Origin of the sequence: Oceanobacillus saliphilus (assembly GCF_023522835.1) — a bacterium.
In the GTDB taxonomy this organism is placed as follows: Bacteria; Bacillota; Bacilli; order Bacillales; family Amphibacillaceae; genus Oceanobacillus; species Oceanobacillus saliphilus.
The window spans coordinates 92,902-118,048 of sequence record NZ_JALCZU010000007.1; the positions used below are offsets into that span (position 1 = coordinate 92,902).

At 38.9% G+C, this 25,147-nt stretch carries 27 protein-coding genes; 12 read left to right on the forward strand and 15 right to left on the reverse strand.

What is annotated here, in order from left to right; translation table 11 throughout:
* Positions 1-174: 174 nt before the first annotated feature.
* Positions 175-993: a squalene/phytoene synthase family protein gene (locus tag MN204_RS12675; protein ID WP_249871455.1), complete on the reverse strand. Its 819-nt coding sequence runs from the start codon at positions 991-993 to the stop codon at positions 175-177.
* A gap of 340 nt (positions 994-1,333) precedes the next feature.
* Here MN204_RS12675 and MN204_RS12680 point away from each other — a divergent pair, with 340 nt between their 5' ends.
* A complete protein-coding gene (locus MN204_RS12680; protein ID WP_249871456.1) occupies positions 1,334-2,524 on the forward strand; it encodes an MFS transporter in 1,191 nt (396 codons plus the stop codon).
* A 71-nt stretch (positions 2,525-2,595) separates the two neighbouring features.
* Here MN204_RS12680 and cuyA read toward each other — a convergent pair whose 3' ends face one another.
* Both cuyA and MN204_RS12690 read right to left on the reverse strand, forming a co-directional pair.
* A complete protein-coding gene (gene cuyA, locus MN204_RS12685) occupies positions 2,596-3,591 on the reverse strand; it encodes a D-cysteate sulfo-lyase (RefSeq protein WP_249871457.1) in 996 nt (331 codons plus the stop codon).
* Positions 3,592-3,860: 269 nt separating this feature from the next.
* Positions 3,861-4,019, reverse strand: coding sequence for a hypothetical protein (locus tag MN204_RS12690; protein WP_249871458.1), 159 nt, complete (start codon positions 4,017-4,019; stop codon positions 3,861-3,863).
* 200 nt (positions 4,020-4,219) lie between these two features.
* On the opposite strand from MN204_RS12690, the gene MN204_RS12695 reads away from it, so the two are divergent.
* The 3 genes from MN204_RS12695 to thrB are packed head-to-tail and all read left to right on the forward strand — an operon-like array spanning position 4,220 to position 7,457.
* A complete protein-coding gene (locus MN204_RS12695; RefSeq protein ID WP_249871459.1) occupies positions 4,220-5,521 on the forward strand; it encodes a homoserine dehydrogenase in 1,302 nt (433 codons plus the stop codon).
* Entirely contained in the window at positions 5,518-6,579 is a 1,062-nt protein-coding gene (thrC, locus tag MN204_RS12700) for a threonine synthase (RefSeq protein ID WP_249871460.1), read from the forward strand. Before MN204_RS12695 ends, thrC begins: the two co-directional genes overlap by 4 nt.
* Entirely contained in the window at positions 6,576-7,457 is an 882-nt protein-coding gene (gene thrB, locus MN204_RS12705) for a homoserine kinase (protein WP_249871461.1), read from the forward strand. The genes thrC and thrB overlap by 4 nt, the downstream gene beginning before the upstream one ends.
* A gap of 179 nt (positions 7,458-7,636) precedes the next feature.
* Here the strand turns inward: thrB and argF are convergent, their stop codons facing one another.
* Positions 7,637-8,602 (reverse strand): ornithine carbamoyltransferase, encoded by a 966-nt coding sequence (gene argF / locus MN204_RS12710; RefSeq protein WP_249871462.1) that lies wholly within the window; start codon positions 8,600-8,602, stop codon positions 7,637-7,639.
* 170 nt (positions 8,603-8,772) lie between these two features.
* Between argF and MN204_RS12715 the strand changes: the two genes are divergently transcribed.
* The gene (locus MN204_RS12715; RefSeq protein ID WP_249871463.1) at positions 8,773-9,093 is read left to right on the forward strand and encodes a winged helix-turn-helix transcriptional regulator; all 321 of its coding nucleotides are present in this window, start codon (positions 8,773-8,775) and stop codon (positions 9,091-9,093) included.
* Positions 9,094-9,111: 18 nt separating this feature from the next.
* Positions 9,112-10,035 (forward strand): DsbA family protein, encoded by a 924-nt coding sequence (locus tag MN204_RS12720; protein ID WP_249871464.1) that lies wholly within the window; start codon positions 9,112-9,114, stop codon positions 10,033-10,035.
* A gap of 51 nt (positions 10,036-10,086) precedes the next feature.
* Here MN204_RS12720 and MN204_RS12725 read toward each other — a convergent pair whose 3' ends face one another.
* The 5 genes from MN204_RS12725 to MN204_RS12745 all read right to left on the reverse strand — a co-directional run bounded on the left by MN204_RS12725 (position 10,087) and on the right by MN204_RS12745 (position 13,920).
* Positions 10,087-11,283 (reverse strand): class I SAM-dependent rRNA methyltransferase, encoded by a 1,197-nt coding sequence (locus tag MN204_RS12725; protein ID WP_249871465.1) that lies wholly within the window; start codon positions 11,281-11,283, stop codon positions 10,087-10,089.
* Between the two features lie 61 nt (positions 11,284-11,344).
* On the reverse strand, positions 11,345-11,911 hold the full coding sequence (locus tag MN204_RS12730; protein ID WP_249871466.1) for a GNAT family N-acetyltransferase: 567 nt from the start codon (positions 11,909-11,911) through the stop codon (positions 11,345-11,347).
* A gap of 142 nt (positions 11,912-12,053) precedes the next feature.
* Positions 12,054-12,350: a DUF3219 family protein gene (locus MN204_RS12735; protein ID WP_249871467.1), complete on the reverse strand. Its 297-nt coding sequence runs from the start codon at positions 12,348-12,350 to the stop codon at positions 12,054-12,056.
* Positions 12,351-12,432: 82 nt separating this feature from the next.
* Positions 12,433-12,864, reverse strand: coding sequence for an acyl-CoA thioesterase (locus MN204_RS12740; protein WP_438804706.1), 432 nt, complete (start codon positions 12,862-12,864; stop codon positions 12,433-12,435).
* A gap of 558 nt (positions 12,865-13,422) precedes the next feature.
* Entirely contained in the window at positions 13,423-13,920 is a 498-nt protein-coding gene (locus MN204_RS12745; protein WP_249871468.1) for a GNAT family N-acetyltransferase, read from the reverse strand.
* Between the two features lie 215 nt (positions 13,921-14,135).
* Between MN204_RS12745 and MN204_RS12750 the strand changes: the two genes are divergently transcribed.
* On the forward strand, positions 14,136-14,588 hold the full coding sequence (locus MN204_RS12750) for a YaiI/YqxD family protein (RefSeq protein ID WP_249871469.1): 453 nt from the start codon (positions 14,136-14,138) through the stop codon (positions 14,586-14,588).
* 324 nt (positions 14,589-14,912) lie between these two features.
* Here the strand turns inward: MN204_RS12750 and hflX are convergent, their stop codons facing one another.
* The 5 genes from hflX to MN204_RS12775 all read right to left on the reverse strand — a co-directional run bounded on the left by hflX (position 14,913) and on the right by MN204_RS12775 (position 19,776).
* Positions 14,913-16,172, reverse strand: a complete 1,260-nt coding sequence (gene hflX / locus MN204_RS12755; RefSeq protein ID WP_249871470.1) for a GTPase HflX — start codon at positions 16,170-16,172, stop codon at positions 14,913-14,915.
* A 348-nt stretch (positions 16,173-16,520) separates the two neighbouring features.
* Positions 16,521-17,228 carry a polyprenyl diphosphate synthase gene (gene uppS / locus MN204_RS12760; RefSeq protein WP_249871471.1) on the reverse strand — a complete coding sequence of 236 codons (708 nt, stop codon included), beginning with the start codon at positions 17,226-17,228 and terminating at the stop codon, positions 16,521-16,523.
* Between the two features lie 20 nt (positions 17,229-17,248).
* Positions 17,249-18,715 carry a DUF4153 domain-containing protein gene (locus tag MN204_RS12765; RefSeq protein ID WP_249871472.1) on the reverse strand — a complete coding sequence of 489 codons (1,467 nt, stop codon included), beginning with the start codon at positions 18,713-18,715 and terminating at the stop codon, positions 17,249-17,251.
* A gap of 102 nt (positions 18,716-18,817) precedes the next feature.
* Complete coding sequence (locus MN204_RS12770) at positions 18,818-19,447, reverse strand: HAAS signaling domain-containing protein (RefSeq protein WP_249871473.1); 630 nt, start codon at positions 19,445-19,447, stop codon at positions 18,818-18,820.
* Positions 19,444-19,776 carry a PadR family transcriptional regulator gene (locus MN204_RS12775; protein ID WP_249871474.1) on the reverse strand — a complete coding sequence of 111 codons (333 nt, stop codon included), beginning with the start codon at positions 19,774-19,776 and terminating at the stop codon, positions 19,444-19,446. The genes MN204_RS12770 and MN204_RS12775 overlap by 4 nt, the downstream gene beginning before the upstream one ends.
* Before the next feature lie 694 nt (positions 19,777-20,470).
* Between MN204_RS12775 and MN204_RS12780 the strand changes: the two genes are divergently transcribed.
* The 5 genes from MN204_RS12780 to MN204_RS12800 all read left to right on the forward strand — a co-directional run bounded on the left by MN204_RS12780 (position 20,471) and on the right by MN204_RS12800 (position 24,111).
* Positions 20,471-21,202 carry an ABC transporter ATP-binding protein gene (locus MN204_RS12780; protein WP_249871475.1) on the forward strand — a complete coding sequence of 244 codons (732 nt, stop codon included), beginning with the start codon at positions 20,471-20,473 and terminating at the stop codon, positions 21,200-21,202.
* Entirely contained in the window at positions 21,199-21,966 is a 768-nt protein-coding gene (locus tag MN204_RS12785; RefSeq protein ID WP_249871476.1) for an ABC transporter permease, read from the forward strand. The genes MN204_RS12780 and MN204_RS12785 overlap by 4 nt, the downstream gene beginning before the upstream one ends.
* 325 nt (positions 21,967-22,291) lie before the next feature.
* Positions 22,292-22,726 carry a MarR family winged helix-turn-helix transcriptional regulator gene (locus MN204_RS12790; protein ID WP_249871477.1) on the forward strand — a complete coding sequence of 145 codons (435 nt, stop codon included), beginning with the start codon at positions 22,292-22,294 and terminating at the stop codon, positions 22,724-22,726.
* 159 nt (positions 22,727-22,885) lie between these two features.
* Positions 22,886-23,494, forward strand: coding sequence for a flavin reductase family protein (locus MN204_RS12795; protein WP_249871478.1), 609 nt, complete (start codon positions 22,886-22,888; stop codon positions 23,492-23,494).
* 17 nt (positions 23,495-23,511) lie between these two features.
* Positions 23,512-24,111, forward strand: coding sequence for an alpha/beta hydrolase (locus MN204_RS12800; protein ID WP_249871479.1), 600 nt, complete (start codon positions 23,512-23,514; stop codon positions 24,109-24,111).
* Positions 24,112-24,154: 43 nt separating this feature from the next.
* On the opposite strand, the gene MN204_RS12805 is transcribed toward MN204_RS12800, so the two are convergent.
* Positions 24,155-25,108 (reverse strand): calcium/sodium antiporter, encoded by a 954-nt coding sequence (locus MN204_RS12805; protein ID WP_249871480.1) that lies wholly within the window; start codon positions 25,106-25,108, stop codon positions 24,155-24,157.
* Positions 25,109-25,147: the final 39 nt, after the last annotated feature.

The window sequence follows — 25,147 nt, forward strand, 5'->3', positions numbered from 1 at the left end:
GATTCAAAACATCTTCTCTAATGAATGCACGAGTTAGTTGAAAAATTTGGGAACGATTTTAGAATACTGGGTTGTTTCCGAGCCTTTCGGTGACAGCCTTCGTTGAACTTATGACGATAGAAGCGTTTTATACTTTCCTAAGCAAAGAAAAAACACGACCGATGAGCCGTGTTTTTAGTCATTTATTATTTGATTTACTGTGCTCTCAACTTCTTGACGGGACATCTTTTCTCTTCCGCTCTTCAGTGCTTTAAGGGTTCTGTGGGCAAGTGCCAACGGAATTTTACAAAATAAAGTAATATTTTTGGTTTCGATTTGTTTTAAATATTGATCTGCTTTGTTCAAATTATTATCTGCATATGCAAACATATCGTCCCGCGTCCAACCATCCGGGAAAAATCGGACACCACGCTCGGCATCTTCATCCTTATTTCGAAGGATATTAACAGCCTGAAGACCTCTACCATATCCAATAGCCAGTTCACGGTCCGTTTCTGTTCCATCATACCAATTCCAAATATCTGACAGCATTACTCCTACAAGTCCTGCGACATAATATGTATACTCATCAAGGTCTTCCTTGGTATTTACAACCCAATCCTTCTGTACCCATTTTGCCATTCCTTCTGCCATCTCACTGGTAGATTCTTTAACCTTGCCAACTATTTCAGAGGGGCAGAATTCCAGCCAGTCTCCAAGACGCCGTGTAACTTCGGGTAATAATGATTGATATGGTCTTATCAGTTCTTCATATGCATTTGCATCAAAGTCTGTCTTTAGTAATTTGCTTGTTCCCATAAGCAATCGCTGCTTCACTTCAGCATCGAGTTGTTCATGATCTTCAATTTCATCAATTGCTCTCATGCATAAATAAGCAGAACCCACTGTCTTTTTCAACGTAGAATTCAATAATTTAATAGGAATATAAAACGTCCTGCTCGTAAGTTTCAGGACATGCATCGCTTCTTTTTCCAATTTCGTTTGGCTACTCAACGGTTTTCCTCCTTTAGACTTTCACGAGGTAATTTAATTATAACAAAAACCCTAACCTTTTTCCCGTATTATGGCGCAACTGTCTCTCCAAGCATTTTATCGAAATACATTTGGACATAGGCATAAAATAGCAACGGCTATGTTTGGCTTGTTTCAACTTGAAATTAAGTCTACTATAGTAATATTGCATTTCGCTTCAACAACTGGCATCAGGATTTCCCAATAAGCTTTTTAATATACAGGAAGATCAACTTAAAGTATAAGTCTGATTCAATCCAACCAACCGCAAGTGAACATTAAAGATTGTAACGTTTTACAATCACAAGAGAGGCGTATGAACATGGACAAAAGAGTTTATTTATTAACGATTGTTTCTTTCGTTGTAGGGATGGTCGAATTAATTATAGGTGGTATTTTAGATTTGGTTGCAGCCGATCTCAATGTGAGTGTAGGACAGGCAGGTCTTTTAATAACGATATTCTCACTTGTATTTGCCGTTTCATCACCAATATTACTATTTTTAACATCAAAAATAGAAAGAAAACGGTTGACCCTCTTCACATTATTTATTTTCTTTTTAAGTAATGTACTGGCTGTTATCAGCCCTGTTTACAGTGTATTATTCCTAAGCAGAATCATTTCAGCCGCAAGTGCTTCATTACTAATCGTCTTGTGCGTAACCATGGCCTCAAGTATTGTAGAGCCAAAATATCGCGGACGTGCAATAGGGGTAGTGAATATGGGTGTCAGTGGGTCACTTGTTCTAGGTATTCCATTTGGGCTTATGCTCGGTAATACATTTGGTTGGCGCGCACCATTTATTATGATTGCCATATTAACGTTATTTTCAATTGCTGGAGTATACTTTTTCATGAAACCGATCATTCCAGGACAGGTTTCTGTTTCGTTTGGGGAACAACTGAGCACATTAAAAAACAGTAAGGTGCTCTTTGCGCATGCGACGACATTTTTAGTGCTGGCAGGTCATACGACACTGTACGCCTATTTGACGCCTTTTGTAAAAGAAATGATGGGGATGGATGGCATTTGGATTAGTATCGTCTACCTTATATTTGGAGTAGCAGCTGTCAGCGGTGGAGCGCTAGGCGGCGTTTTCTCAGACCGTTTCGGCTCCAAATCAACGATTCTTTCCGTTATTATGATTTTTATCATTTCCATAACAGCAATTCCCTTCACTACATTTTCCATACCATTTTTCTTTATCGTAATGGTCATATGGGGAACAATGAGTTGGGCAATTACTCCGCCAATGCAGAGTTATTTAATTGAATCTTCCCCTGGAAATTCCGATATTTTGATTAGCTTAAATAATTCATCGTTGCATTTAGGAGTTGCTGTAGGCTCATTTGTCGGGAGTATCGCAGTAGACCAGGCCGGCATTGAAAATAATGCCCTCATCGGAGGAATCATCGTCACCCTCGGCCTCGTTACCGCTATCCTCTCCACAAGGGTGCCTGTCTCTCCCCGAAATATGTCGAATGAAATGAAGAAAAAAACCACTGATAGTTAGTGGTTTTTTTGAGGTTGTCACACCCTCGAATTTCACACCCAAAATATGAATATCATTACATACAAAATATCTTATTTAAAAAGATCGGTATTTGCATATAATGCTGGTGAACCACCAGAATGTACGAATAATATGTTATCCTCTTTCTTAAAATACCCTTTTTTAATTAAATCAATAAGACCGGCTGCTGCTTTACCAGTATACACTGGGTCTAGTAGTATTCCTTCTTCTTTGGCAAATAATTTAACTGCATCGACCATTTCCGGTGTAGGAAGCGCATAACCTGGTCCGACATACTCATCGAAGCACAGTACAGCCTCACGAGGAATCACTTGCGGAATTCCGATATATTCTGCAGTTTCCTTAACAAGTTGAGAGACCTTCTCTTCTTGTTCTGCTTTCCCTCTGCTTACATTGATACCGATCACTGGAATCCCCGTCTGATTTCCATAGAATCCAGCAATTAATCCGGCATGCATTCCCCCACTGCCACTTACACAAACAACAGCATTCACATCCAGCCCCTGCTCATATGATTGTGTCATAATTTCCTGTGCGCCTGCAGCATAACCTGTTGCTCCGATAACATTTGATCCACCAACAGGAATAACATAGGCTTTACGTCCTTGCTCTGTTAACTGATCAGCAAGTTTATGCATCTCATCCATTAAATCAGAACCATTGGGAACAACCGTAACATTCTCTGCACCAAGCAACTGATACAAGAAATAATTACCATTAAAATCCGGGTGCTTCTCGTTTGAAATCCCCTCTTCCAACACAAGAATGCACTTCATCCCCTCTTTAATAGCGGCAGCAAGGGTCAATCGACAATGGTTTGATTGGATACCACCAGCTGTGATCAATGTATCCGCACCTTTTGCCAATGCATCAGCAACAAGAAATTCTAATTTACGTGTTTTATTCCCTCCGGCCACAAGTCCCAGTAAATCGTCTCGCTTCATATATATGGAAGGACCTCCAAAGCTTTCTGAAAGACGATTTAATTTTTCTATTGGTGTGTATGAAGCTGTATATCTTCTTCTGGGAAATTTGGCTAAATTCATTAAAATCTCCTCCTGAATCATCGTAGAAATATAGATACTTTTAATATAGCATATACGTATTTTCAGGATTAATAAAATATCTGTAAATAAATCGAGCTGTTCATTATCCGCATGAAACGCTATATCGTCTGAAATACTCCCATCTTCCCTTGAGTGGATCTAGTTTCATTATATTAACTGCTCTCTAGCTTACATCCTAAAAGATTATTCGGTTTATACGTTGGCATCGTTTGGGCCTTTCTAGTATACTTTGAGAAACGATGATGGTATCATCTATATCTATTTGTTATACGTAACGTGACAATACTAATTAACCCTGCTCCGAAACCGATTGCACCGCCAACCTCGATTGATCCGAAAATAAGCCCTATACTGAACCCGAGTCCCAGACATATGATGAAGATAGCCCCTGCAATTGCTTCACTCATATACACTCCTCCAAAATTTTCTATATTTATAATAGTTTATTGGCTCGTTACGCTTTTTGTTCGAAAACCTTCCTTATTATGAAGGCGCTTCAATAAATTGATTAATAATTCTCTATTGCCATACTATGTTTTTCATGTTTAAATGAATTAAATATACAAATTGAGGTCTTTCCGAAAAAGGCTATCTATGAGGTGATTATATGGAAAATAAAGTGTCTGTAGGACTTTTAGGCTTAGGTGTTGTCGGTTCAGGTGTCATTAAACTTATAAAAAGCCATCAGGAAAAGCTTGCACATCAGCTTGGCTGCAGTGTTCAAGTTAAAAGTGTCCTTGTTCGTGACTTGGAAAAAACACGTGACGTAGATATTAATGGAACAAAACTAACAACCAATCCGGATGATGTTATAAACGACCCGGAAATTGATATTATTGTAGAAGTGATGGGCGGAATTGAAGAGACGAAGCAATATATCTTGAATGCTTTTTCAGCTAAGAAGCATGTTGTATCCGCCAATAAAGATTTGGTTGCATTGCATGGGCCTGAACTGCAGGCTGCTGCGAATGATAATAAATGTGACTTTTACTATGAAGCAAGTGTTGCTGGTGGTATCCCAATCTTAAGAGGAATTGTGGAAGGTCTTTCATCCGACCATATCCAACAGGTAATGGGAATTGTCAACGGGACAACAAATTACATATTAACGCAAATGGATAGTGAAGGTGTCAGTTATGAAGATGCATTAAAAGAAGCTCAAGAACTCGGTTTCGCTGAAGCAGATCCTTCTTCTGATGTAGATGGTCTTGATGCCGCAAGGAAAATGGCAATCCTTGGAAGACTGGCATTTTCTACTTCCGTCGACCTTGAGGATGTGGAAGTTACTGGTATCAGAGGCATTGAACTGGAAGACTTACAATATGGGAACAAATTAGGTTACACGATGAAGCTGATCGGTTTCGCAAATTTTGATGATCATGAACTGGAAGTAAATGTTCAGCCTACACTTCTTTCGAAAAACCATCCACTGTCCTCTGTGAAGAATGAATTTAATGCTGTATATGTATATGGTGAGGCAGTTGGTGAAACGATGTTCTACGGACCTGGTGCAGGGAGTATGCCAACAGCAACGGCAATCGTTTCCGACGTCATTTCAGCAATCAAGAATATGAGATTGGGTGTGACTGGAAATCAGTTTATTGCACCACATTTCAAAAAAGAATTGAAAACACCGGATAAGCGCAATGCACAATATTATGTGAGACTATATGCAAAAGATGAAGCAGGTGTGTTCTCTACCATATCTTCTCTTTTCCATGAGCAGGATATCAGCTTTAAACGAATTCTTCAAACACCGGTTAAAAAACGTGATTTTGCAGAAATTATTTTTATTACACACCACACATCACTTGAAAACTTCCGTATCGCACTTGAGAAGCTAAAAGGTCTAGATGTCGTTCTGGAAGTAAAAAGCTATTACAAAGTTGAAGGAGATGCTGTTTCATGAGCTGGCAAGGTCTTCTAAGTCATTACAAAGAGTATTTACCCGTAACAGAGGATACACCTAACCTCACTTTATTTGAAGGAAACACACCACTGGTTCACTTTCCCACATTGTCAGAAGAACTGGGAATTGAATTGTATGGAAAAGTGGAAGGGTTTAACCCAACAGGATCCTTTAAAGATAGAGGGATGGTTGTTGCCGTTGCGAAGGCAATTGAAGCTGGAAGCAAATCAATAATCTGCGCCTCTACTGGAAATACATCTGCTGCCGCTGCTGCATATGCAGCCAGAGCTGGTTTACGGACGATCATTGTCATTCCAAAAGGTAAAGTCGCTCTTGGAAAACTGGCACAGGCAGTTATGTATGGAGCTGAAATTGTCGAGATTGATGGGAACTTCGATGAAGCTTTGACAATGGTCAGAAAAATAAGCGAAGTAGCACCCGTCACACTCGTAAATTCCGTTAACCCTTATCGTCTGGAAGGACAAAAAACAGCAGCATTTGAAGTCTGTGATCAATTAGGCGCTGCCCCTGACATTCTTGCTATTCCGGTCGGTAATGCAGGAAATATCAGTGCATACTGGAAAGGCTTTAAAGAATATAACGAGCACAAACAGACAGGGCTTCCTAAAATGTTTGGCTTTGAAGCGGAAGGTGCCGCAGCAATCGTACAAGATAAAGTTATTGCTAATCCGGAAACAGTTGCAACTGCAATCCGTATTGGAAATCCTGCCAGCTGGAATTTGGCCGTCCAGGCGAGAGACGAATCAGAAGGAATGATTGGTTCGGTAACCGATGAGGAAATACTGCATGCATTTAAATTGCTCCCAAGTAAAGAAGGTATTTTTGCTGAGCCAGGTTCCTGCGCTTCCATTGCAGGTGTTATTCAGCAATGTGCGAATGGGACAATCCAAAAGGGTAGCAAGGTTGTCGCTATTTTAACAGGCAATGGATTAAAAGATCCACAGACCGCTATTGATCAAATGGAAATTAAGCCAGTTTCCCTGCCGAATGATGAACAAGCTGTTATAAGCTTTATTGAAGAGATGGTAAAAAAATGAAATCAGTTAAAATTTCCGTTCCGGCAAGCTCCGCCAATATCGGACCGGGATTCGATTCTATGGGATTAGCTGTAAATCTTTACCTAACATTGGAAGTAACGGAATCGGATGAATGGGAGTTCAATCCCCAGTCATCCGATTCCAACTGCAACTATAAAGACCATTTTATTTATCAGATTGCAAAACAAACAGCAGAACGGCATCATAAGCAGCTCCCCAAGTGTAAAGTAATCGAAACGAGTGATATTCCTTTGGCTCGTGGACTTGGCAGTAGCGCTTCCGCAATACTTGCAGGAATTGAATTGGCCAACCAAGCTTGCGGTCTTGCTTTGACTTCTGAACAAAAACTCCGTTATGGTACAGAAATTGAAGGACACCCAGATAATATTGCCCCGGCACTATATGGTGGTCTGATCATTTCAACGGTAACCGAAGATGAAATTGATTGGATTCAACTGCCTTCATTGGATATAGATTTAGTCTTGTATATACCAGAAGTCGAGCTGAAGACAGAGGAAGCCCGAGAAGTTTTACCTGACAGTTATTCGAGAAATGATGCAGCCATTGCAAGTGGTATAAGCAATATGGTTGTCGCCGCATTGTTATCTGGAAATTATGATCTTGCTGGTAAAATGATGGAGCGTGATCAATTTCATGAACCCTATCGTGCCGCGCTTATTCCTAATTATAATAAAATACGATCTGAAGCAAAGAATAATGGGGCATATGGTACGGTCATCAGTGGAGCGGGGCCAACGATGCTCTCTCTTGTTCCAAAAGGTGATGGACAATCTATAGCTGAAAAGATGAAGAATCAGTTGTCTGGTTATCGTGTAGAAGTATTAGACATTGATGTTCGAGGCTTGTATGCAGAATAAGATTAGATTGCATTAGAAAATACACAAGAGGTAAATCCAATCTTCTGGATTTACCTCCTTTCATGTCCATATATAATCCAAAAATAACTGCCGATTATCTCAAATCGGCAGTTATTTGCTATCCCAGCATGATGAGGTTATAGAATCTCATGTTTCGTTGTCTTAAACATTTATATATTCTACCCCATTAAAGCAGTCATTAAAGCCTTTTGGGCATGCAAGCGGTTTTCTGCCTGCTGAAAAACAACGGAATGCTTTCCGTCAATCACTTCAGCAGATACCTCTTCGCCACGATGCGCCGGTAAACAATGCATAAACGTAACGTCTTTTTTTGCTTCAGATAATAAGGCCATATTTACCTGATAACCAGCAAAGTCCTGCTCTCTTTTCAATTGTTCCTCTTCCTGTCCCATACTCGCCCATACATCCGTATAAATGACATCGGCATCTTTCACCGCTACCGATGGATCTACCTCTATACTGATTTTTGCATCATGCTCGCCGGCTATTTGAATCGCTTTTTCAGTAACCGTTGCATCCGGTTGATAACCTACAGGCGCAGATACGACAAGCTCCATTCCCATCGTTGCCGCTCCAATCATCAAGGAATGGGCCATATTATTTCCATCACCAATATAGACCACTTTCACACCTTTCAGTGCACCTTTTATTTCTTTTATTGTCTGCAGATCAGCCAAGACCTGGCATGGGTGATATAAATCGGTTAAACCATTAATAACTGGAATACTCGCAAATTCTGCAAGTTCCTCTACCGTTTTCTGGGAAAAAGTACGAATCATAATACCATCCAAATATCCAGATAGCACTCGTGCCGTATCTGCTATCGTTTCTCCTCTTCCAATCTGAATATCTTTTGAACTTAGGAATATGCCCGAACCACCCAATTGATAGATTCCCGCTTCAAAGGAGACCCGCGTTCTTGTAGAAGATTTTTCAAAGATCATGCCTAAGGTTTTTCCCTTAAGCGGCTCAAAAGCTATTCCCTCCTGTTTCTGTTTTTTTATATAATCTGCCAAATCAAGTAATTGGCTGATTTCATCTTGTGTATAATCTGCAAGTGTTAGAAAGTCCCGACCTTTTAATTCCTGCTGCTGGAAGTTAATTTCCTCTGACTTCGTTATCATAAATGAGCACTCCTCTTAATAATGATTGTATGAATTATTATGCAATAAAAAGAATAAATATACAATAGTTTTCATTAACTTTCATGAGATTATTTTATAATTAAAGTATAAATTTTATACTTGATATATTTTTTATACTTGTTATAATATTTATTAAGAGGTGGTCGCTAATGAAAGTTTGTCCTTATATTGAAGCTTCCTTTCAGATCTTGGGAAAAAAATGGAATGGTCAAATTATTCACTACTTATCGCTATGCAATCGTGAAACAGCACATTTTTCTGAAATAAAACGTGATTTGCCGGGAATCACTGCCAGAGCCCTTTCTTTAAAGCTTTCGGAACTTTCCGATGCTGAATTAGTAAAAAAGGTAGTTGAAACAGGACCACCAGTAGTTATTTCCTATCATCTGACTGAAAAAGGCAGTGCACTCGCAGAAAGTCTTAAACCACTTCAGCAATGGGCTCAGAAAAATATGGATGTAGACGTCTAATAGAAAGAAGGTACTCTAATGACGAATAACAAGAATATGTTTTGTGATATGGAAACAGGCATTTGCGGGACACCTGGAGAGGAAGCAATAGAAATGATCGATTTTAACAAACCAACTAAAACAGTAGACCTTTATTATGTGACAGACCCTATCTGTTCGCACTGCTGGGCTATCGAGCCCCAGCTCCGGAGGTTTTTCGAGCAGTACGGCGATTATTTTAACGTTCACACTGTTATGGGTGGATTACTAGAAAAATGGGATGGTGGTTTTGCCGATGTACAAAATGGAATCACTGGACCCGCTGATGTTGCCGGTCACTGGCGGGAAGTAGGGGAACAAACACACATGCCAATTGATGGTTCATTATGGTATGACAATCCTGTGGAGTCTTCCTACCCACCATCACGCGTGTTTAAAGTCGTTCAGAAATACGATGAAAAACTTGCAGTGGTCTTTCTCCGCCGTGCAAGAGAAGCGGTTTTTGTCTTTAATGAAAACATTGCAGATGAGAGGATATTGACTAACCTTGTCAATGGTATAGGGCTAGATGGGAAGGAAATTTTAAAAGAAGCTGAATTGCCTGCTAGTCAACAATTACTGAACGAAGATTTCCAACTCGCTGGCAGTCTTGGTGTACGCGGGTTCCCTACAATCATTATGGTAAACAAAGAAAAGAAAGGTGCTAAGATTGTTGGCGGACGCCCTTTAGAATTTTATGTAAGTGGATTACAACAGGTACTGGGAACAGAAGAATTGTACCCGAAACAGCAACCAGCACTTTTCAATCTGCTTGCTAAAGAAAAACTGCTGTTCTCAAAGGAAATTGAAGTGATGTATGACATCGAACAAAAAGATATCCAAACATTTATCGAAAAAGAACTTTCAGCTGATGACTATGAATCAAAAGAGATATTGGGCGAAATTTATTTTTTGAAGAAATAGCCTCCCCGAAATAGGAAAACCCGCTTTGACCATCAAGTCAAAGCGGGTTTCTTAATTCACCTTCTGTACAATAACTACCTTCAAATAATTACCTTGATTAAAATTCCGATTCACCTGAAAATCTGTTGGAAGCGAATATTCTTCCAGGATTTTGTATGTCACTTTCATCTCTTTAAAGCCTTTATCAATAAAGCTTTTGAATTTCTTCATCCCAAAGGAGGCATTATTTGTGGAAGCTACGATAATACCGTTTTTCTCAAGAATTGCGAGTGTATCTTTAATCAAATCCGGATAATTTTTTGCTGTACTGAATGTATGCTTTTTCGAGCGGGCAAAGCTTGGTGGATCCAATACAACTAGATCAAACTTCATTTCTTTGCGCTTCGCATATTTAAAATAATCAAAGACATCCATTACAATGATATCCTGCTGTTCAAAATCAATACCATTGACACTGAACTGTTCGATTGTTTTACTTTTACTCCGCTTGGCAAGATCCACACTCGTTGTTTTGGTAGCCCCTCCAAGAGAAGCAGCAACAGAAAATGCACCAGTATAGGAAAAAGTATTCAGTACCTGTTTTCCTTTCGCATATTTTTCATGGATAGCCTGACGGACATCACGCTGATCCAGGAAAATTCCGACCATAGCGCCATCGTTCAAGTATACAGCATAATTGATTCCGTTCTCTTTAATGATGATTGGAAATTCGCTGCGCTCTCCCTTCACAAAGTCATCATCATCCATATATTGGCCCTTCGTATCAAAGCGCTTCTTTTCGTAGATAGCTTTGTAATCGCCGAGCTCGTCTAAAACATGGATAACCTTTTCCTTAAAGGAATAAATCCCTTCACTATACCAGCTAAGCAAATAATAGCCGTCAAAATAATCAATGGTCAATCCGCCGATTCCATCACCTTCTCCATTAAAAATACGGAATGCGGTAGTAGATTCATCTTTATAATACGATAGTCGTTTATTAATTGCAGTCAATATTTTGTTCTTAAAAAAGATGGAATCAATTTTTTCACTTTCATCAAAAGAGAGAACCCAGCCAAGTCCTTTGTTTTGCTTTCCATAATACCCTTTTCCAAGAAAATTACTATTTCCATCTACCAGATGTATAAGCTTACCTTCTTTTGACAAAGCTTCGGGATTCATAATTGCATCCTTGGTTATCAATGGATATTTATTTTTATAGTGACCGATATAATCCGGTCTTACTTTTAAATCAATTATTTGTGTCATTTCTTCATCCAATCCTATTTTTTAACATTATCGCACGTTAACTGAGAATGTGGAAGCAATTCTAATCTTTTCTGATTTTCGCATAGATGCACGTGTCCCTCAGTTCTTTTTGATCGGCAGACAGACTATCTTTTCTTAAGATACCTTCCAGGTCAAATGCCAACCTTTCAGCTACAGCACGGCTTTTTATATTTTTGGCATCACAGCGAATTTCAATTCGGTTTGCTTTCAGTTGCTTAAAGGCAAAATCAACCAGCCCAGCTATTGCTTCGGTAACATAGCCTTTTCCCGTATAGCGGGTGTCAGCCCAGTATCCTATTTCAAATTTCCTCACGTCCCAATCGATTCGATGCAGCCCTGAAGAAACAACGAATTCTCCGGTTTCTTTTAAAAATACGTGAAACCTTAAATCATCTCTGGATAAAAAATTTATGTAAGCCTGCCGCACATTTATTTCTGTTTCTTCCTCAGTCGGTTCCACTTGAGCAAATGGCATCCAAGGCTTTAATTCATTGATGGAAGCTTTAATTGCTTGATTTGCGACTTTCCCATCGCCTGGTTTCGGTGCCCTTATCCATAAACGCTCTGTCTCAAACTCATCTGGAAAGTCAAGTAAAAATGGATTCATCCATATATCCCCCTTTAGTAAATCTATTTATTATTTATTCGACATTTCCGCAGTAAATACCTTCGATAATATTTAGAAAACTTGGCAACTGGCTTAGTTGCTAAGAAATCCTATGATTTAATGAAAAATCATAGGAATATAGTCAGGATTTTTCAATCAGTTCCAGTCTGAAATCACCGACAGTACCTTCCTCATACAAATTCGTAATCGAGGTCGAATAATTATAAATAACTGCTGGAAATTCAAGGTTTTTCAGGGGAATCTTTACGATGAAATCATTTTTGTACAGCAATGTGGTAACATCATGATAGTCCTCACTTGTCACTTTGAAATCGAAGCGCACTATCTTTAATTCACTTCCACCATTGCTTGTCTTTGTCTCTACTTGCAGGTTTAAAGCATCAATTGTTAAGTCATTTATGATGACTTTTCCATTCATTAAGATCACTCCAGACAAATTAGTATATGTAAATACGAACAGGTTCAGGTCCATTTGTTTAACACAACACATTGCTTAAGCTCTATAGCTGATCTTGTCTAAATGCACTGCGCCTCATCCGATTCTTTTTTCTTGCTGGCGCAGTAGAATATAAAATCTTTTCCTCATCACTTTCCGGGAATACGCCGGGTACTGGAACAGGTTTTCCATCTTCGTTTACTGCAACCATTGTCAGGAATGATTCCGTTGTAAGTTTCTTTTCATTCTTGATCAAATCATGTGCGGATACTTTTACAAACACTTCCATGGAACTTTTCCCTGTATACGTTACAAAAGCCTCCAAAGTTAATGAATCACCAACTTTTGCCGAAGACAGAAAATCAACCGAATCTATGGAGGCTGTAACTACTGCACTATTTGCGTGCTTCATTGCGGCTAAGGCTGCAATTTCATCGATATATGCTAGTACTTTCCCACCGAAAATAGTGTTTAAATGATTGGTGTCCGGTGGCATTACCAGCCTGGTCTGAATCGTTTTCGTATCTTTTATTGCTATTTTTCCCAAAGAAATCTCCCTTTCATAACTAAAAAACACCTTCATTATTTGAAGATGTATGGGAATGACACTGATCATACAAATGCACTGCATCTAAACAAATCAGCGTAACATCCTCCTATCTCCCGTAGGAATAAATGTCCTTCCTTATGGCAGGTCTCCTGGCTCAGAATCATCAATTTACGGGCTGTTTATCCTTATCACTTCAAGCTTTGGTTTTGCCGCGTTAGAGGTATTACAGCCCGTTAATGCGAGATAAAGCAACTATTCATTTTATCCAGTATATCACATTAGAAAACAGGGGCAGGTAAGAAACTCGAAGCTTTCTTAGGAACAAAAGCAAGTGGCCGACTAGGTGTAAGAATTGATTGCTACCAAAATTTTATACTTTTATCTTTTTAAAAATGGTACCTAATATGAGACACCTTTTTAGTTATATGCCACCGATGAAGTTCGTCTTTTATGCGTTTCCTGCTTTTGATCTGAACTGGGACATGTGGTATTCCAACTTACCGATTAATCCATCCCAACAATCTTACTTCTGCGCTCCATCATGGCTACATCTCGCCACACACCATTCAGTTTACCCATACGCTCTCGTATACCGATGATACGGAATCCGGCTTTTTCATGCAGTTTCATACTTGATACGTTTTCCGGAAAGATTCCTGATTGCAATGTCCAAAACCCTGCTGCTTCACTTGCTTCTATCATCTTTTGAATCAGGAGGATGCCAATTCCTTTGCCGGCACTTTCCAAACGTAGGTATATACTTAATTCTGCAATACCTGCAAATGCTCTCCTATCAGAGGTTGGACTTAAGGCTGCCCAGCCATGGATTTTTTCTCCTTCTCGTACGACGAATCTGCACACTTCTATATGTCCCTTATTCCAGCTTTCCCAGGAAGGGGCCGCTTCTTCAAATGTCGCATTTTTTGTTTGAATACCTTGTATGTAAATAGCCTGTACCTGTTCCCAATCTGAGTCAATCATCTTATCAATTTTGTATTCCATATACTCACCCATTCTCTCAACAAATTATAAATATATTCTCGTTTATCATAATCAATCATGCAGAATTTGAAAACCCTTTTTACATTCTCTATTATTTATTGATTAATAGCTAGTCATTCTATTATTAAATCTTTCGGAATAAAGGATTTATATTGACAAAATTATGACCTGGTATTATTATCACTATCAATTGAGTTAATCAGGGGAGGTTTACAATGAAAATATATGTTGATGCAGATGCTTGTCCTGTAAAGGAAGTAATCATTGCTGAAGCTAACATGTTAACCATACCAGTAGTAATGGTTACAAGCCTATCCCATTTTTCCAATGCTGATGATCCCCCTGGTGTAAAAACCATCTATGTCGATACTGGGGCCGAGGCGGCTGACTACCGTATTATGAAGCTGGCAGAAAAAGAGGATATCATTGTGACGCAGGATTATGGGCTGGCATCATTGGGTCTTGCAAAAGGATGCGACGTGCTGCATCACAAAGGTTTTGTATATACCAATGACAATATTGATCAGCTTTTACAAACCCGTTATTTAAGTGCAATGGCACGCAAAAGTGGCAAGCGCACGAAGGGACCAAAGCCATTCACATTTGAAGATAAGGAAAAATTCCGCATTCTTTTAAGAAATATACTGTCTGAGAAGCTTTCTGACTGATTATTTCCGCTGTAACGATACTGGTAGGATAAATTGGCTTATCTTGGCAGGAACAGATAATTTACCAAACAGAAGGCTGACAAAAATAGAAATGCCCAGCAGTAATTCGGCTGCTGGGCATTTCTTTCCTATATCCATATTTATGAACATGTATCGTTCATCTGAAATGTTGTCTTTTTTGTTCTCTTTGATGGAAGATGTTTTCCCATAAATTTTCCATAGGGGATGCCCTCCATCAAGTTTAAGCCCAATAAACGAAGCGACTGTTTTCCCATTAATTCCATATCCTCCATGCCAGATTTAATCACGGGACAATGGCATCTTTTATCCGTTAATTACATACTGTTGATATTTAGCAGCATCTGCTAATTTACATTCTACTACCAGTCTGGTCCCTTCTGGATCGTATGCTTCTTCGAGGACGTTCGCATACTTGTTAAAATAGGCTACAATCTGGCCTTCTGCATATGGAATCAGAAGCTCACATGTAGTATACGATTTGAAAATGACATCTTTGATTGCATCCGTTAACTCTTTTACTCCTTCTCTTCTTTTGGCAGATAAGTAAATAGCGTCACCTTCCACACGAGGATATTTCAAGTTGGCAACATCCGCTTTGTTGTATGCGTTAATTACTGGAATTTCCTTAACACCGATATCACTCAAGATATTATTTGTGATTTTTTGATGTTGGGCATATTGGGGATTAGCTACATCCATCACATGAATGAGCAGGTCTGCTTCACGTACTTCTTCCAACGTAGAACGGAAGGCTTTCACCAAATGATGCGGCAATTTATTAATAAATCCAACTGTGTCCGTCAATAGAAAGGTCTGATTCGTGTCAAGTTCCACCTTTCTTACAGAAGTTTCCAGGGTAGCAAAAAGCATATCTTTTTCAAATACTTGTTTACCCATTCCCTTATTAAAGAATTCGAGCACCGCATTCATTAAAGTGGACTTCCCTGCATTTGTATATCCCACAAGAGAAACTACTGGTATATTATTTTTTTCCCGTTGTTTTCGCTGTATTATACGTTGATGCACCAAATTATCCAGCTCGCGGTTTAACTTCGTAATCTGTTCTTCAATTTTTCTTCGGTCTGTCTCCAGTTTTGTCTCACCCGATCCCCTGTTTGCGAGGCCAGAGCCAGCACCCTGACGTCCCAAAGATTCTCTGCTTCCGATTAATCGTGGCAGCATATATCTTAATCTCGCTACTTCAACCTGAAGCTTGGATTCTCTCGTTTTTGCGCGTCTTGCGAAGATTTCCAGAATAAGCATCGTTCGATCGACTACTTCACAGTCCGTTGCTTCCTCAATATTCCTAATTTGAGAAGGAGACAGCTCATCATCAAATATGATTACGTCCACTTCCTCTTCTTCAATCAGATTCCCTAATTCCTCTAATTTACCTTTACCCAAATAGTGACTCTGATTGATCCGATTGAGATTTTGCGTCAGTTTTCCTATCGTCTGAATTCCACAGGCATCCGCCAGATTTTCCAGTTCCTCCATCGAATAACTAAAGCCCTCTTCATTATGGGATGTATTAACGCCAACTAATATTGCATCATTTTTCATATTTTACCCTCCAATGTTGCTTACTAAAAAACACAGGCCTCTGCCTGTGCCATGTAAACGGAAATAAGTTTAATTGATCACTTATCCAGATTTTCTGTGGAGATTTAAAAATTGGACAACAAAAAAGAAGGTAGACTACTCCCCCTTCTCTTTAACGTTACGTATATTAAAAGGTTTCCTGTAAAAGGCAGACTGATCCCGTTTACTCTCTGTACAGACAGAGACTTGAACGTATGAAATTAACGATTCAAACCTTGGATACGAAGTCTGATAGATGCCATTGGGAAACCCTCCATTTCTGATTAGGTTACAATAAGTCTAGCACAAAGCCCTTTTCATAACAACAATTCACCTCGTCAAGCGATTCGACAAAATTCGGGGAGTGCCAGGCACCTGTATGGCTTGTTGCAGTAATTCTTTCGTGAAATCAGGAAAATATACATCACTGAAATAGAATTGTGATTTGGAGCACTGCCATAAAAGGAAATTACTTACCCTTTTCTCTCCGCCGGTGCGTATGACTATATCTGGATCGGGCAGTTCTTTTGTATAAAGAAACTGCTGTATCATTTGTTCATTTACATTATCTAGAGCTATTTTCTTATTCCGAACTCCTTCAATCACTTGATGAACAGCCTGTAAAATATCATCCCTGCCGCCATAATTAAAAGCGAAATTAACGATAATGCCATTATTGTTTTTCGTAGCCTCTACCGTCTTACGAAACACTTTTTTCGTTGGCTCCGGAAGTGCTTCTTGATTGCCGGAAATTAACACTCTAATATTTCGTTTCATAAACTCAGGCAGTTTTTTCTTGAAAAATCTTACTGGTAATTGCATGAGATAATTGACTTCATCCTGCGGTCTACTCCAGTTTTCTGAAGAAAATGCAAACAGCGTTACTATCTTAATATCCAATTCGATGCTGGCATCAATAATTTTTTCCATTGCCTGTGCCCCAGCATAATGCCCCTTACTTCGGGTAAATCCTCTTTCTTTTCCCCACCGTCCATTTCCATCCATAATGATGGCCACATGTGTTGGTGATGTATTCATTGGCTATCCCCCACTTTTTATTATAAGTCAAGTTCTTGAATTTTCCGGATAACATCCTGTCTTGTAAAATTAAAGGATTGCCATGAAGTTTCTGGCTCGTTCATTACCTGTTCTTGCCTTTGCTGCAATATCCTTCTTAACTCTGGGTAATCCGGTTCTGCCTCGAACAACTCCATTAATCCATCTACTCCTGCATAGGAAAGAGAGTCCAAATAATAGACATCCAGTTTTCCTGTCTCTTCATAGCGTTCCATATTACTGTCAACAATGATTTCTTCCAAGTTCATCGCGTTTAAAGTGATATAGAAAACCAATCCCGCAATGAAATAGAAATGCAATAGCGTTAACTTCTCGATCCAAACCTTTATCAATGTGTAAGCAAAAATAACGAATAGAAAAACCATGAATGATTGGGCTAAAATACGATCAATAGTGAAACCATAAGCCGCTTCATACATACTTAAACGCTGATATGCGGAGATTAGCATAATACCACTTACAACAATTAACAGAGAGTACATGATCTTTAACGTGATTTTGAGAGCCTTACTTACCGGATGCACAAATTTCAGGTAACTCAGTATAAGACTCCAGTTAATCAACGTAACGAGCATTAGCTCCATGAAGCCTCTTCTAGCATATTCCGCATAAGTAAAGCCATCTTGCAAACCATTGCTGAAAAAGTACCTAAACTGGATGACTGCAAATAATACATAGACGGTGTTAAGCATGATTAAAATGGTTATCGCCGTTATACTGTCCCAGCTCCATTCGAACCTTGTTGCAGGACGAGAATTTTCCTTTGGTTTGATTCTTACTTGCAACACTTGAAATAGTCCGAAAAACAATAACCCTAAAAAGATAACAACTAAGATTCGAAATGTCCCCTCCCAAAAATGAAGTTCCAAAATAAATTGCGGCAAGCGTAATACCACATCTTGAAAAACTGTATCAGCTGACATCAATAACCCTGTAATAACCAATAGTAAAGGAATACCTATCACCAGACCCGCTAGGACCCGTTTCAACGTTTGCGCTAGTTGGATGTTCATATTTTTAAATAGTTTATCAAACAAACTGTTGCAAAACCGAAAACTATATTTAATTCCTGCAATAAGCTTATCCCATAGTGTTTTTAAAAAGCTTGGTGCCGCCCAATCGAGCTTCTTCGGACCTGTAACCAATACGATATGGAAAAGGACTAATAACGGAAGGATAAATAAATTAAGATTATAAAAGAGAATATTGTCGTAGAAAACAAAACTTCCCGCCAATATCCAAATGGCCAGCATGAAGAGTAAACCTATTCTCCGATGATTAAAGGAAAGACGATATCTCACAAAAAACACAAGGTAAAACCCCGTTAGAAACACGATGTATGACAGACCAATTCTTCCATGCAGGAAACTTATCTCTCCCAATACACCCAAGCCTAAACATACAAGGAAAAACAAGCTAGCTCTTTGTTGCATTCTAATTCTCTCCATTTTAATACCACCTTTGCATTGTAAACCTATATACCTAGTAATTCTATGTATATAGGTAAAAAAATCCCTTTTCACAGGGACTCGAGTGAATACAAGCCCGCTTCATACTGAAATTTTCCTGCCCCATCTGTAACCAATCCAGCTGATTGGATAAAGCATTCCTGTAAAAATAATACATAATAGGATAAAAGGTATATTAAGAAAAGGCTGAAACCATTCATAAGGTAGGAGTTTAAAAACAGATAAATACATTAAGATTAAATTTGGCAAGAGTGAAACGATAAACGTTTTATTTAATAGCTTAAATCCTCCATATCCAAATTCTTTGCCTATTTCATATCCCAATAGACCCCAAAATGATGCGTAGACAACCATAATAATGAAAGTCGCATCTGTCAACGCTGCCCATAGTCTCTCCGCCCAGCCCCAATGAAAAACATGATTGCTTAACGTTAAAAGAATTCCACCGATAAAAATTGAAATGTTCAGCAGCACAAACAGCCACTGCGTCTTTTTTGGAGTCACCGATTCTTCCTGATGCCAAATTTTAGCAATCTCACTCGGAGTTCCCATTCTTTTGGTCAATTCCTCGTAAGTGTTAGTTTCATTCACTGGCATATCATTCAGTAATTCAACTACGTGCAACTCATATTCCGCTAATATTTCTTGCTTATCCGGATGGTTTCCGATCTCTTTATCTAAGTCTTGAAGAAATTGTTCCGCTAAACTCATGACTCATTTCTCCCGATTAAGTTGTTCATGACTTGAACATAACGATGCCATTCGGAAGTACGTTCAGCTAAAATTTCTTTTCCCTGGGCTGTAATCTGGTAGTATTTTCGAGCTGGGCCCTTCTCCTGATTTTGCCAATAGCATTCAATGTATTCCTGCTTTTCCATCTTATGGAGGGCAGGATATAAAGTGCCTTCTTTCATTTGCAGGTTATGATCACTGCGACGGTCCATTTCTTTAACAAGCTCATAGCCATACATGTCACGTTCGTTCAATAACTGTAAGACAAGGAGTGATGTACTCCCTTTTACCAATTCCCGATTAAACATATTTTCACCTACCTAGAATTATTAGGTATCTACACTATATACAAATACGTATAGGTTGTAAAGTGGTCAGGAAAAATTTTTGAAACAAAGGTTTAATATCCGCAAATAGGGGTATATATAAGTACAAGGCGAACTACCATTGGAAGGAATTTGAAAACGACTTGCGAATAGTTTTGCTTGCAACTTGTTTAAAAATGATTTCCAATGATGAAATGCACAGCCTTGGCGGAAAATTTGCTTTACTGACGTGATAGACGAAGTCAGGAACTGAAGTTTTAAACGTTCCAGAATTGAAGTGTCAAAGCGGTAAGTAGTTTTTTGTAAAAGTGCAACTGTTTAACTGAAAAGGTGAGACGGGATTGCGAATGTTCTTCGCAACGGTCTTTCGAAACAACTGTAAATAAGATGTTAGTTTTAATGACGGGTTGTAGAAATTTCGTCAGAAAAAGTGATTTGATTTAACATGCATTCCAAATTTTCCGCGCTCCCCTTTATGGGGGCAAAAAGCATGGTCCATAAAGGGATCATGCTTTTTGTAATTGCATTATTATTGAACCACCTTCACCTTCGACACATTCCGTCAAAAACCGGGGAGTGACAGGCACCTCAAATGTTTGGTAAACTCTATGAAGATAATATAGAAATAGAAAACACTTTTAAATAAATGCATTCGTAGGCCATTATGGAGGATATTATGACACGCAACAATAAAGCAGCACTGCAGTTTAATCATGTTTCGTATTCTGATCAGGATCTGACAATAATTAAAAATATTACAGGGGTGTTCCCGGACGGAAAAATCACTACACTCGTAGGGCCATCCGGAGCAGGCAAGACAACATTATTCAGGTTATGCAATGGGCTCATTTCCCCTGATAGTGGAGAAATTGCAGTAAATGGCAAAGACATTAACAGCTATGAACCAACAGAGCTGAGACGCACAGTAGGACTGGCACTTCAGAGCGCTACGATGTTACGTGGCAGTGTTCTAAAAAATCTAGCTATGCCACTCACTCTCCAAGGGGAGAAACTACCTGAAGATGAGGCAAAGAGGCTATTGGAAGATGTAAGCCTTGGTGAAGAATATTTACATCGGAATGTGAAGGATTTATCAGGTGGACAACGGCAGAAAGTATCGATAGCCAGAACACTGGTGAATAAACCAAAAATCCTGCTGCTTGATGAAATCACCTCATCGTTGGATCGAGTTTCCAAACAGGATATTGAAGAACTAATAACGAATATTAACAAAAAGTATCACGTTACCATCGTATGGATTACACATAATCTCGATCAGGCATTATCGATCGGTGATTATACGTGGGTGATGATGAATGGAGAACTCATCGAATCAGGAGATAGCTCTCTACTCAATAATCCTCAGAATGATCTCGTTAAACGGTTTGTGAAGGGGGAATTCGAATGAGCATTCTAGCCCTTTCCCTTTCACTGATTTTCGTACTTATTCCGATTATTTTATCGAAAACGTTAAACCTGGGTTTGGAAAAAGATACGACGATAGCAACAGTCCGCTCCATTATCCAATTGCTTGCAGTCGGGTATATTCTTACCTTTGTATTTGAGTCTGGAAATTACCTTTATATAATATTAATGGTCGTACTTATGATCGGAGCAGCAACACAAAATGCCAGGAAAAAAGGGGCTTCCATTGAGGGGATTACTTGGAAGCTAGTAGGTACTTTTATCTTTGTGGAGGTGCTGACACAAGGTATTTTACTTGGTTTTCACATCACCCCGCCAACCGCCCAGTACATTATTCCGATCAGTGGCATGGTGGTAGGGAATTCAATGGTACTTGCCATCCTTTTCCTAAACCGATTTACATCTGAAATTGAAACACGGCAGGATGAAACAGAATTGATTCTGTCTCTCGGAGGAACACCAAAACAAGCCATTCATACATCTCTAATCACATCCATAAAAGCGAGTATGATTCCGACAATTGAAAGTCAAAAAACGATTGGCCTTGTTCAGCTACCTGGTATGATGAGCGGACAAATTATCGCTGGAGCTGACCCTGTACAGGCCGTACAGTTCCAATTGCTGATTTTGTTCCTACTATTGACAACTGCCGCGGTCACAAGTGTAATGCTCGGTTTTATGTCATATCCCACTCTTTTCAATAAGAAAATGCAGCAGTTGAAACGAAGCGAAATTAAAAGTGATTAATTTCAGACAGCCCTTTTTAAAGGAACTAGGACATTAGCAGCGCTTTTCCATCATTAATAAGAGCCTGTACTGACAGCAGACTCTTATTATTTCCTTTGTATTTGGCTATTTCCATTTAAATAAGCACATCCTAAGAGTTGACATTATCGATACAACTCTGTATTATTATACTTAATTAAAACTATATTAATTAAAAATAAAATGATTCCTATTAGATAACTTGATTGTCACGAAGCTTTTCGGTGATAGCCTTAGTTGTACTAATACAGGTAGGTAACTTTATCCTTTGTTTCCTGCCAAAAAAACAAGATTGGAGGAGAACTCAATGAGCGAAAATTTTTCTTTAAAAGCTTTTGTTGTATTAATGAAAGCCTCAAAGACATTAGAGGAAATTATCAAAAAAGATATCAGCAGCCATGGAATGCGTACTTCTGATTTTACGATACTCGAAGCATTATATCATAAAGGCAGACAAACCATCCGTCAAATTTCGGAGGCAGTTCTAATCAATACCGGATCCATAACGTATGTGATTGATAAATTGGAAAATAAGGGATTGTTGGAACGAAGTGATTGTGCAGAGGATCGACGTGTCGTGTACATTCAGATTACAGATAAAGGGACAAAGCTAATGGATGAGATTTTCCCGAAACACCAAAAGGTTATCGAGGATGTTTTTGAAGATGTTTCTAACGAACATAAACAGATACTAATTGACGTATTAAAAAAAGTTGGCAATAGAGGAGAAAGCATAAAGTAAACAAGGCATTTGCGTTGCTGTTATTTAAGTCTAAGCCAGCCACTAGAAAGTAGTCATTCCGCCTATTCCTTTGGGCGTATACCCTATTTGAACTGCTAGTGTCAGCTAAGTTTCTTATTGCCAACAAAAGAAGTTTAAAAAAATTTGGAGGAGTATTTTATGCTTTCATTAGATCCAACGAACAATACGGAACGGGAAAATTATAAGTTATTAATTGGAAGCATCATACCGAGGCCAATAGCCTTTGTCACTAGTCTTACTGAAAATGATACAGTTAATGCAGCACCATTCAGCTATTTCAATATTGTATCATCCAATCCCCCGATGATTTCTGTCTCGGCCCAGCGAAGAGATGGAAAGCAAAAAGATACTGCGCGCAATATTCTGGGCAAAAAGGAATTTGTAATACACATTGTTGATGAAAGTAATGTGGTTGAAATCAACAAAACTGCTGCTACCCTATCCCCAAATGAGAGCGAAATAGCTTTGACCAGCCTAACTCTCATTGACAGTGAACAAGTATCTGTTCCGGGAGTAAAAGAAGCTAAAGTTCGGATGGAATGCACCTTAGAGCAAGTGATTGAATTGGGGGAAGATGGATCCATTGGTACTGATTTAATTATCGGCAAAATTGTCCGTTTTCACATTGATGAAGAAATCTATCACGATGGAAAAATTGACCCCATTAAACTGGGTGCCCTTAGCCGACTAGCAGGGACGAATTACGCTAAAATAGGAGATATATTTGCAATGGAGAGACCTAAATAACGAGAGGAGAATAAAGCATGAAGCATATTTTTAATAAAGGAACTGACCAATCTAGACCTACATTATTATTGCTGCACGGTACAGGAGGAACAGAACAAGACCTTCTTCAGCTTGCCGGAATTATTGACAAAGAAGCAAATGTACTAAGTGTCCGCGGAAATGTACTTGAAAATGGAATGCCACGCTTCTTCAAACGATTGGCTGAAGGAGTCTTTGATGAGGAAGATTTGATTTTCCGTACAAATGAGTTAAATGAATTTCTGGACGTGGCAGCTGCAAAATACGAATTTGATCGCGAAAATATCACTGCAGTTGGCTACTCGAATGGAGCCAATATTGCCGCAAGCTTAATGTTCCATTTTAAGGATGCATTACAAGGGGCAATATTGCATCACCCGATGGTACCTAGAAGAGGAATCGATTTACCGGATCTTTCAGGTAAAAATGTATTCATTGGAGCAGGTACCAATGATCCAATATGCCCTGCTCATGAATCAGAGGAGCTCAAAACATTATTGGAAAATGCTGGCGCACAAGTGGAACTTCACTGGGAGAACCATGGTCACCAATTAACAATGGCAGAAGTACAGGCAGCAAGTGCATGGTATAAAAATTAAATAAATCCGATGTGCTACCAGAGATAACTAGCACATCGGATTTTTAATTTCGGATAATAACATAGATGAGGTAAACAACATACGCAAATGCGAGAATAAGCCCTTCACGCTTTCCAATTCTATAATTCGTTCTGGAAAAAATTAATAAAACAATCGTTAAAATAACCATAATATACAGATCAGTAAAAACCTTACCATCAAAGGCAAGCGGTGTGATAACGGAAGAGGTACCTAGAACGAGAAGAATATTAAAGATATTACTTCCAACAATATTTCCAAGCGCAATTTCACTTTGTTTTTTCAATGCTGCAGAAATGGAAGTGACAAGCTCAGGAAGTGAGGTACCTATTGCTACAATGGTCAGACCTACCATTGTTTCACTCATACCAAACGTATACGCTATTTCTGTTGCATTGGAAACCACCAGATCTCCACCGACAATAATCGCAGCAAGCCCTAATAGCGATATAAAAATATTTCTGCCCCATGTAATTCCTTCTGGCAGTGGCTCTTCCTTTGAAGCCTTCCTATCCTTTAAAGCAATCTCAAAAATATAGATCATAAAGATAGTAAAGAATAAAAGTAAAATCAACCCATCACCACGGGTAAGCAGGTTATTTCTCTCCCCTTGAAGAAAAGCATCACTCATTAATATGAGTAAAGCAGCGGTGGATAATAATGTAAAAGGTATTTCTTTCTTAACCGTTTCATTCTGTACAGCGAGCGGATATAAAAATGCAGCCAAACCAACTACAAGGGTAATATTAAAAATATTACTCCCGACCACATTACCGAGAGCCACATCTGCACTTCCCTCCAGTGCAGCAATAATACTGACTGTTATCTCAGGAGAGCTTGTACCAAAAGCGACAATCGTAAGGCCGATAAGAATTGGCGAAATTCTGAGTAATTTTGCTATATTGGAGGATCCATCAACAAACCAATCTGCCCCTTTTATCAATAGCACAAAGCCTATAATCAATAATATGTATACCATGTTGTTTCCTTCCTTCAAAAAAAATTTTACATAGTATAA